An 8,882-nucleotide genomic window follows, 5' to 3' on the forward strand; every position below is an offset into this window, starting at 1 on the left:
CTGTGCATGGTTGCACCGGGGCATATCGCTCTTTTTTTCTCTACAGGGTCGTCGTTTAAAAATAGTGGATCGGTTCAGGCCCGGCAGACCCAGCGGTCATAGAGGGCGTCGCGTTCATTCTCCCATACCTCTGGTGAGCGCCCGGCATCCCGGCACCATCCTGCCACGTCCCTGATCTCCTCCTCGGTTGCCGTGGTGATGAGCACGTCGCCGGCGAGGTAGAGGAGTTCGGCGGTGATCCCCTCCCAGATTTCCTGATCAAATGAGCGGATCGTCCCGAGCATAAAGGCGGCCCCATAGGGGGCAGGGCTGAAATATGTCGAGACGACGGTTGCATCGATGCAGGCGGTCTCTTCAGGCTGAAGTCTCCCGCGTTCCAGCCCAAGAGAGAGGAGGGCCGGATCATGGTCATATGCGAGCGGTCGCATGCCGATCGAGCGCAGGGCGATGGCGCCGATCCCGGAACCGCAGCAACAGTCCAGGCAGCGTTCGCCGTTCCGCTCACCCCACACCTCATGCAGGAGGGATCTGCATTTTTCCACCCGGTCTGGCGGGATGTCCTCGAAGGCCGGTCTCACGTCCCGGGAGATGGAGAGGCTGAAATACTCCCTGAGGGCCCGGTGCCAGTCTTCCCGTTTCTCCTGATAGATCTCGCCCTCCGTTTCGGCGAACAGATCGATCACCGCCGGATCGGGTGGGTGGAAGAGAAAGTTCGCTCCGGTCCAGTGCTCCCCCTGCCTGAAGGCAACGGCAAGGAGATCCTCGTTCTCATCCACGCACAACCGCCCCTCCTCGGGGCAGCACCGGAGGATCGCCTCCGCAGATGCCGGATCGGCCAGATCGGCATATGATCCCTCGACAAATCTGAGTTCTTGTAGTTCAAGCATATCTGCTGCAATCATGCCCGTTCATCCCCGTTCAATTCTGACACCCCGAGGCGCCCTGATCATCCCTTCCACGAGCGCCTCCTCATGGAGGGCAAGAGAGAGTCCGGCGGCGTCGCCGAGGATGTGGACGGCGGGGGCCACCGTCACCTCGCCCCCTCCCTCCACATTCCCGTGGACCTGCGTCCGCCGACCGATCCCGATCGCCCCGCCCGCCCGGAGGCTCCCGAAGATGATCGTGTCCTCGCCGACCTCCACTGTCTGCGCCCTGATATTGCCGTGAAGGCGGCAATGATCGCCGATGTGCGTCGGTGCCGGGATCGAGAAGACCTTCATGTTCATTTCTGACCCCGGTGGGATGATCAGTGGTGATTCGTCACTCATATCCTCTTCTTCGAAGATTTCATCGAGTGCACTGTCGATCTCATCGGGGTTCTCGATCTTCAGGAGTGTCATCACATAGAGAAGCAGATAGACGATCACCGGCATCGGGTTTCGGATCGAGATCCAGCCCTTGGCCTCAAATCCCCGATCGATCGTGACGTTGTCGCCGATATCAAGATCGCCGTGCACGATCAGGCGACCATGGATCTTTACACCCTCGCCAAGGAAGGCGTCCTCTCCGGCGATCACGTCTCCGTTGATCTCGCACCAGTTGTCGATCCTGACATCGCCGTCGGCGACGACGCTCCCGTTGAGGGTGCATAATTCGCAGACGATGATATCCTTCCCTTTCAGCCCGTAATCGATCCTGCAGCGATCCCCGATGATGATATTATTCCCGGTCTTCAGGGTATGTTCCTGCAGCTCGGTGCCGTCAGGGAGAGAACACTGATGGAGCCAGTCCTGAACCCCACTCTCCATGGAACAGTTACACTCTGATTCCGATTCCTTATGAGTCTTGTCAATCAGGGGAGATGAAGGAACAGCAGATGAGACGTAAAAAAAAAGATTAAAAGGCCATTACGACCGGAGTCTCGACCTTGCTCTTGATGATCTCAACCCGGCGGACCGGGAAGATCGTCTTGACCATCTTGAAGGCTTCCTTGGCGCAGTCGCCCGAGACGACCGCCTTGGAAAACTCGTCGAATGACATCTCTGCCGCCTGTCCCCTGGCAACATTCGTGATGGTCTCGCGGATGGCGTGTGCCTGCGAGATGTTTGCCCTGTTGATCGTGAAGCAGGAGATGGTGAGGCGGACCTTCTTGTTGTCCTTGGTCGGCACCAGGATCATGGTGTCGATCCGGGAGGTCTTCCGCTTCACCAGGCCGCGCATATAGTCGCGGGTGATCTCATGCCCCACGAACTCGGTGTATGCGGCGTCGCCTGCCACATTGTTCACCTTGAAACGCATCTTGATGTGCTGTTTTGAATAGTCCTGCGAGATCTCACCGAGCGTGGTCTGCATCACGCGCCCCATCACCTTGGAGGGGTCGGCAGAGATCGTGTCCCCAATATGGGCCTTGCCGAAGGCTTCCGGACCATAGACCTTGTACCAGGACTTGGCCTTCCAGCCCTCGACTCTTTTTCCAACCTGTTTTCTCTTTGCCATGGATTCACCAGTTACTTTGATTTAATCACCGGGTTCTCTTCTCCAGTTTGTTCTGCCATATTCAGGCCGCATATCTCCTCTGCGATCGCCAGGTTCATCAGGTAGTCGTCCACCGATGCGGTCACTGAGCGGAGGGCGCCGGACTCGATCGTCGTGACGACCCTCCCGGCCTCTGCCCCTGTCGTCATTCCGGTGAGGTTGTCGGGTGCGAGTGCCGCCGCAATATGCCCGGCGTCGATGCTGGCGGTGCTGATCTCGCCGGTGATCCGGATCATGCGGACACCGCCTTTGAGAAACCCTCCCTGAACTCATCGATCCGATCGAGCGGGATGCGGGCTCCGGCCCTGGTGTGGTGGCCCCCTCCTGTCCCGCCGGTTCTGGCGGCGAGGGTGCGCATCAGTTCCTCAAGGTCGACCTCGACCCCCCGCGGACAGCGGGCTGAAACCTGCCAGCAGTCGCCGTTCTGGGCGATCACCGCCACGGCCCCGGTCTGCCTGATGTCGTAGGCGAGACAGTCGGCAACACCGCTTGCGGCGGAGGCGTCTTCCACGGTATAGATCTGGCCGTTCCGGCTGGCTGCGGTGAGGGCGGCGACCACCCGTCGCCTGAAGGCGGCCGCAATTCCGGTCGCCTCCTCCACCAGATCGGGGGCGCGCATGCAGACCGCTGCCGCACACCCGCCCCGCCCGCTCTGGCCGCAACCGTCGATGACCGCCGCCATCGTGCGGGCGTCCCCGATCACCTCCCGTTCAAGGCGGTAGCGTTCACCGTAGATCCGTGAAAATACCGCGGGGTCCGCGTCCTCGCCCCCTTCCAGAAGGAGGAGGGAGAGGAGGAGATCTTTCTTGACCTCCTCCTCGCCGGTCGCCGTCTCCAGGATATCCGTGATCTTTTCGCTATTCCCGCTTATGCCGGAGATATAGGGGTTGACCGCCGTCTCGAGCGCCTCCCGCAGGTTCTGACCGTTCAGAAGCAGTCCCCGTTCCGGGACGATGAAGCCGTTTGCTATGCCCTCGTTGAGGATCTCACGGTTCATGCCGGTGAACGTCTGCCCGTCGCCGAAGACGCCCAGGATGGCGGCACCTGCGAGGTCGCGGTTGTCGCCCATCTCCTGCGCCACGATGTATGCCGTCCCCGACGCCGAGAGTTCCTGCTCACCGTCGATCCCGCATAACCGGGGGTTGACATGGAATGGGCCCTTGAATGCCGGGACATGGTGGTCGACGACCATCACGCTATCAGGGAGATCGGTGATTCCAGAGCCGAAATCGCACAGGAGGGTCGATTCTGGATGGATGATGTCCTTGCTCTCGATCCCCTGCCGGATCCGCAGCCTGAACCTGATGCCCGCCCTGAGCATCGCCTGACAGAGGATCGAGCCTGCGGCGATGCCGTCGGCATCGTGGTGGGCATAGACCTCGACGAAGTCGGTGGCGAGGATCTGTTTGGCGACCTGTGCGGCTGCGGCCTGAATGGACATGGCTTATCTGGAGAGGAGAATCTCAGCAGTCTCAGGCTTATAGGTCCAGCTCTTCTCGAGCCGTCCGTTCGAACGGTAGTACTTCACCAGGCGGCGCACCTTGGACTCGGTGAGCTGGAGCTGCCGCTTGTTGTGGATATCGTTTCTGTTCTCGGCGAGGTGCTTGCGCATCCCGAGCGCCTTGGCGATCAGGTTGCGGAGGTCCTCGGGGATATCCTGTTCGAGCTCGTTCTCTTTGAGGATCTCACCGATCTTCTTGCCGGTCACAAGCTTCGCATCGGGTACGCCGTACTTGTCGCGCAGGATAAATCCGATCTCGCTGCTGGATTTGCCTTTTTTGCGGAGATCGACAACGGTCTTGACGACTTCGTCCGCCGACATCCCGCACCATTCGGGTGATTCGGTGCGGTATGGGGCGACAGAGCCGGACTTGCCTCTCCGCCGTGCATGCATTCGTGCCATGTTCTACCTCTAAATAGACAGCGTAAGTCCAGAAAAGAGCAGTATGAACTACTGACTTTTCTGTAATCCCGAGCCACTCCGGGCAGTGCCGTTCGGCACGTCGGACTTACAGCAGCCAGCACCAGACAGTGCTGATTATATATTCCCGGTCTGAGGTCTTAAGCCTGACGGCAGAACAAAACCGAAATATATATCGTCTGAAATGAACGGATCACCCATAGGCACCGGTTGATGACGTCTGAGCGCCCCCTCATCAGCGGATCGGATCGACAGAAGGCGATTCTGCTCTCTGTCGCCGCAGCGGGAGCGCTGGCCATGACGGCATGGGCGGCGGCAACCGGGGTGACCGTGGTCATCGGGCATCTTCTGTATGTGCCGGTTATTCTCGCCGTCCTGTGGTACCGCTGGCGGGGCATGTATGTGGTGATCGCCCTTGCGGTGATCTATTCCCTGATCATCTTGGTGTTTTACGGATTTTCGACCACCTTTGTTGAGGGGATTCTGCGTATGCTGGTGACGGTCGCCATCTCGCTCATCCTTGCGGTGCTCTCCGAGCGGGTGACGGCGCTGGCACGCGACTATCCCGGCATCTTCCAGCACGGGGGGGTGGGTTTTCTCATCGTCGATAAGGAGCGGATGACGGTGACCGATATCAACCGCACCGCTGCGGCGATGATCGGTTTTCATCCGGAGGATGTTATCGGTCGCATATTCTCCTCCCTGTTTGCAGATGCACAAGCCGGGCGAGAGGTTTCGGAGATGCTGAGGCAGGGAGATGATCTCCAGGAGATCGAAGGGAAGCTGACAAAGCGAGACGGCAGCATTTTCTGTGTTCGGATTGTGCCGGGTCTGCTCCCCGAGGGACGAATCACCTGCACCCTCATTGATATCAGCCGCCAGAAGGATGACGAACGCACGATGCGCGCCCTTGCAGACTTCACTGAACAGAACCCGGATCCCGTGCTCAGGATCGAACCCGGCGGCACGCTTCTCTCTGCGAACGATCCGGCCTTTTCTCTGAATGTCCTGTGGGATGACCGCGATGGGATGCACCTCTCTCCGACAGTCGTTGATGCCGCCAGGAAAGTGCTGAAGAGCGGTCGGCGGGCCGAGATCGAGATCTCGGGCGAGGGTCGGACCCATGTGCTCTCGATCGTCCCGGTGCCCGGCGAGTGCTATGCCAATGTCTATGGTCGGGAGGTCACGCGGCAGAAGGCGGCGGAAGAGGAGCTTCGCCGGAACGAGCGGCGGCTTGAGGTGCTCCAGACACTCAATACGATGTATGACGCTCCGGTCGGTGACATCACCGACTATGCCCTGAAGGCGGGTGTTGCCCTGACCGGGAGTGAGCAGGGGTATTTCGCTGTGCTCGACGAGAGCAAAGAGGTGATCACGATGCGGTCGTGGACCGACGGGGCGGCAGACGCCCGCAACGGTGTCCGGATACAGCAGAACCCCTCCCCGGTGGATGAGAACATCATGTACCGGGAGGTGATCAGACTCAGGAGGCCCGTTCTTGTCAATAATTTCCAGGAGCAGATGGATCTCAAGAATGCCCTTCCTCCCGGTCATCCGGCGGTCCACCGTTGCATGATAGTTCCTGTCATGGAGGGGCAGCGGATTGTGGCGGTCGCCGGGGTGATCAACAAGGGGGATGCATATGATGGGAGCGATGTCAGGCAGCTCTCGCTGCTGATGAGTGGACTGTGGGGGATCATCCGCGGAAAACAGTATTCAGACGACCTGAAACGTTCGGAAAATCTATATCGCGCCATTTTTTCGGCGACAGGGGCGGCGACGATGATCCTGGACGGCGAGGGGCGGATCACGCGTGCAAACTCACAGTTTCTGCCCCTCTTCGGCTACGATCCCGGTGACCTGATCGGTAAGAATGCATGGGATACGATCTTCAAGGGGCCGATCGCCGAAACGGCATGGCGATATCACCAGAAACGCCGTCAGGATCCCCGGGGCCCCCCGTCATTCTATGAGGGTCGGGTGCTCGATGGGCAGGGGATGGAACGGTATGCGCTGGTAGCAGTGGCGATGATCGTGGGCACCGATACAAGCGTCCTCTCTCTGGCAGATATCTCGTCGCTCAAGCAGACGGAGCGGGAGCTGAAAAAGCGGAACCGGGAACTCTCTATCCTCTCGGAGGTGGCGGAGATCACCTCGCCGATACGCCCTCTTCCTGAGACGCTCAACGCCGTTCTGGATGGGGTGCTCGATCTGACGGGATTTGAGTGCGGGGCGGTCTATCTGGTGAAGGGTGTGGGGGGGCCGGTGGTCAGGGTTGCCGAACACCAGCCCGCCGGCATGAGGCTTCCGCCCACGGATGCTGAGGCCTATCGGCCTGTGGATACACCATTGTATTCCGATGATCCTCCGGACGGGGTTCCGGCTTATGTCGCCGATAATTTCCTCTCATATGCATCTATCCCCCTCACTGCCGGATCCGAATGGCTTGGTGTGCTGGCCATCGCGTCCAGAGATGAGTATGCGTTTCCACCGGCCGAACGGCGGATGCTGGAGGCGATCGGGCAGACGGTGGGGCTTGCCGTCCAGCGGGCGACCTTGAGGGAGGGGCTGGAGCGGGCGAATGAGGAGGCGAACCTCTATCTCGACATCATCACCCACGACATCAACAATGCCAATGGCATTGCGATGGGCTACTGCAGCCTGCTCGTCAGAACCCTCTCTGGAAAGGAGAATACGATCGTGCGCAAGGTGCTCGGCGGCATCAGGCAGAGCATGGAGATCATCTCGAATGTCTCCACCTACCGCAACATGAGCACGCGGACCTCGAGCATCGAGCCCGTGCCCCTCGACCCGGTGATCCGGGCGCAGCTGACTCAGTTTTCAGAGGTGGACATCCGCTATGGCGGCACCGACGAGGTGGTGCTGGCGGATGACCTCCTCTCCGAGGTGTTCGTCAACCTGATCGGGAATGCCGTGAAGTTTGGCGGGCCTGATGTGACCGTCTGGATCGAGGTTGCACGGGAGGGTGATCTGGTGATCGTCCGTCTGACCGACAATGGACCGGGTATACCGGACGACCAGAAATCCGAAATTTTCAACAGGTTTGTCAGAAAATCCACGAGAGCGAGCGGGAAGGGGCTCGGGCTCTGGATCACGCGTATGCTCCTTGAGCGTTATGGGGGGGCCATCGTTGCCGATGACCGGGTGGCGGGCAGTCCTGAGGGGGGTGCGGCGATGGTGCTCACGTTCAGGCGGGTGCCGGAGATGAAAGAACCTTTATAATCCGGCACGGCGAACAGTATCTGGCACCTGCGATAGTAGTCTAGTGGTAGGACAGGGGCTTCCCAAGCCTCTAACTCGGGTTCGAATCCCGGCTATCGCATAAAGGAGAGCACGTGGGGAATCCATTACAAAAACGGGGCTTTTTCCTGCCTTCTTTTTCTCAATTTTTTGAGGGTCAAGATCAACATTTTGCCCGGGATTTGTCACCACTCCCTCCTTGGATTCAGGGAAAATAAATCTTTTTATGCGTTTCTTATGATCTCGCCGTCAGCATGCTGCCCGAGGGGCGGGGGGGGCCATCGGCATATTGCCGTCTGCAACGCTGGCGTCCCTGTATTCGGCCTTATCCTGGCTCATTGAGTGCTGCGCCGAAATACAATTTTTGAGTAAAAAAAGGGGAAACGATCGGTCTCTAATTCCTCCCTTCCAGCAGATATTCGGTGCGCATGCAATGCAACGGCGCGCACACCCACACCTGATCGCCTGGTGAAGACGGGCGTTCGTCTTTGCTCGCCCATGCTCGCTTCAGACCATCGCCCGCCTGTTCGTAGGCTGACCTGCACCGGACGCCCGCCCGGCCCTCGCTCCCCCTCGGGCCGTGCCGGCTGTACCTCTTCCTCGCTCCACACCGTGCCGCCGGCACCGTGCTCCGCTCGACCCGACGGTCCCCCTCCGGGGATGGGCGAGCATCCCCTCCGGGCGACGTCGGCATCCCCCGCCCGCTCCCTGCCGGTCGCTCCTCCCCTCCGGGGCAGTCAGCTGCGATAGGGACCCTGGATTACTCGTCGGGCCCCTCGATCAGGATCACCTTCACCTTCTTCCCGATCCAGCCCCGGGGGACGAGCACCTTGGCACCGTTCCCATGCGGGGTGACGACCTTCTCCGTCACTTCATAGCAGTTCTTGATCGTCATGTCGAATGGTTCCATTGATACAATGTAGCACATAACTCCGCTTATAGTTTTGTAATGTTGATACATTGTAGCAACATTTAAATAATATTGGTGCCTATAATGGCATAGGGAGCGGCAGACCGTTCCCGGAGGTATCGAAGATGGGATTTAAAAAAATCGGCCGGATAGGTCTTTTCGAGGGGCGGATGATCTGCGTCCTCGACGGTCTCGGCGGGTTCTTTTTTGATGAGCATGCGCTCCAGTCCATGCGGGACGGGCGCACCATCGGCACGGTCGGACGATCACGCAGCGGGCGGGCGGTGAACATGCACCTGAACGGGCGGCTGTTCA

At 59.6% G+C, this 8,882-nt stretch carries 9 protein-coding genes and 1 tRNA gene; 3 read left to right on the top strand and 7 right to left on the bottom strand.

Annotated features, from left to right (window positions below):
• Nucleotides 1–74: 74 nt before the first annotated feature.
• The 6 genes from CUJ86_RS10805 to CUJ86_RS10830 form a co-directional block, all read right to left on the bottom strand.
• The gene (locus tag CUJ86_RS10805) at nucleotides 75–902 is read right to left on the bottom strand and encodes a class I SAM-dependent methyltransferase (RefSeq protein ID WP_130647592.1); all 828 of its coding nucleotides are present in this window, start codon (nucleotides 900–902) and stop codon (nucleotides 75–77) included.
• 6 nt (nucleotides 903–908) lie between these two features.
• On the bottom strand, nucleotides 909–1,748 hold the full coding sequence (locus tag CUJ86_RS10810; protein ID WP_130647593.1) for an acyltransferase: 840 nt from the start codon (nucleotides 1,746–1,748) through the stop codon (nucleotides 909–911).
• A gap of 88 nt (nucleotides 1,749–1,836) precedes the next feature.
• Nucleotides 1,837–2,436, bottom strand: coding sequence for a 30S ribosomal protein S3ae (locus tag CUJ86_RS10815; protein WP_130647594.1), 600 nt, complete (start codon nucleotides 2,434–2,436; stop codon nucleotides 1,837–1,839).
• An 11-nt stretch (nucleotides 2,437–2,447) separates the two neighbouring features.
• A complete protein-coding gene (locus CUJ86_RS10820) occupies nucleotides 2,448–2,711 on the bottom strand; it encodes a KEOPS complex subunit Pcc1 (protein WP_130647595.1) in 264 nt (87 codons plus the stop codon).
• Nucleotides 2,708–3,916 carry a DHH family phosphoesterase gene (locus CUJ86_RS10825; protein ID WP_130647596.1) on the bottom strand — a complete coding sequence of 403 codons (1,209 nt, stop codon included), beginning with the start codon at nucleotides 3,914–3,916 and terminating at the stop codon, nucleotides 2,708–2,710. The genes CUJ86_RS10820 and CUJ86_RS10825 overlap by 4 nt, the downstream gene beginning before the upstream one ends.
• 3 nt (nucleotides 3,917–3,919) lie before the next feature.
• Complete coding sequence (locus CUJ86_RS10830) at nucleotides 3,920–4,378, bottom strand: 30S ribosomal protein S15 (protein WP_130647597.1); 459 nt, start codon at nucleotides 4,376–4,378, stop codon at nucleotides 3,920–3,922.
• 231 nt (nucleotides 4,379–4,609) lie between these two features.
• On the opposite strand from CUJ86_RS10830, the gene CUJ86_RS10835 reads away from it, so the two are divergent.
• A complete protein-coding gene (locus CUJ86_RS10835; RefSeq protein ID WP_235855670.1) occupies nucleotides 4,610–7,639 on the top strand; it encodes a GAF domain-containing protein in 3,030 nt (1,009 codons plus the stop codon).
• Between the two features lie 29 nt (nucleotides 7,640–7,668).
• Nucleotides 7,669–7,739: transfer RNA gene (locus tag CUJ86_RS10840), tRNA-Gly, on the top strand.
• A gap of 678 nt (nucleotides 7,740–8,417) precedes the next feature.
• Here CUJ86_RS10840 and CUJ86_RS10845 read toward each other — a convergent pair.
• Complete coding sequence (locus CUJ86_RS10845; protein ID WP_207231414.1) at nucleotides 8,418–8,567, bottom strand: DUF2080 family transposase-associated protein; 150 nt, start codon at nucleotides 8,565–8,567, stop codon at nucleotides 8,418–8,420.
• A 125-nt stretch (nucleotides 8,568–8,692) separates the two neighbouring features.
• Here CUJ86_RS10845 and CUJ86_RS10850 point away from each other — a divergent pair.
• A partial coding sequence (locus CUJ86_RS10850; protein WP_130647599.1) for a hypothetical protein occupies nucleotides 8,693–8,882 on the top strand: 190 nt, incomplete at its 3' end.

This window comes from Methanofollis fontis (genome assembly GCF_004297185.1).
Classification (GTDB): Archaea; Halobacteriota; Methanomicrobia; order Methanomicrobiales; family Methanofollaceae; genus Methanofollis; species Methanofollis fontis.

Coding starts and splice junctions, on each gene's coding strand:
- CUJ86_RS10805 (WP_130647592.1), bottom strand. CDS start 902: ATGATTGCAGCAGATATGCTTGAACTACAAGAACTCAGATTTGTCGAG.
- CUJ86_RS10820 (WP_130647595.1), bottom strand. CDS start 2,711: ATGATCCGGATCACCGGCGAGATCAGCACCGCCAGCATCGACGCCGGG.
- CUJ86_RS10835 (WP_235855670.1), top strand. CDS start 4,610: ATGACGTCTGAGCGCCCCCTCATCAGCGGATCGGATCGACAGAAGGCG.
- CUJ86_RS10825 (WP_130647596.1), bottom strand. CDS start 3,916: ATGTCCATTCAGGCCGCAGCCGCACAGGTCGCCAAACAGATCCTCGCC.
- CUJ86_RS10830 (WP_130647597.1), bottom strand. CDS start 4,378: ATGGCACGAATGCATGCACGGCGGAGAGGCAAGTCCGGCTCTGTCGCC.
- CUJ86_RS10810 (WP_130647593.1), bottom strand. CDS start 1,748: ATGGAGAGTGGGGTTCAGGACTGGCTCCATCAGTGTTCTCTCCCTGAC.
- CUJ86_RS10845 (WP_207231414.1), bottom strand. CDS start 8,567: ATGGAACCATTCGACATGACGATCAAGAACTGCTATGAAGTGACGGAG.
- CUJ86_RS10815 (WP_130647594.1), bottom strand. CDS start 2,436: ATGGCAAAGAGAAAACAGGTTGGAAAAAGAGTCGAGGGCTGGAAGGCC.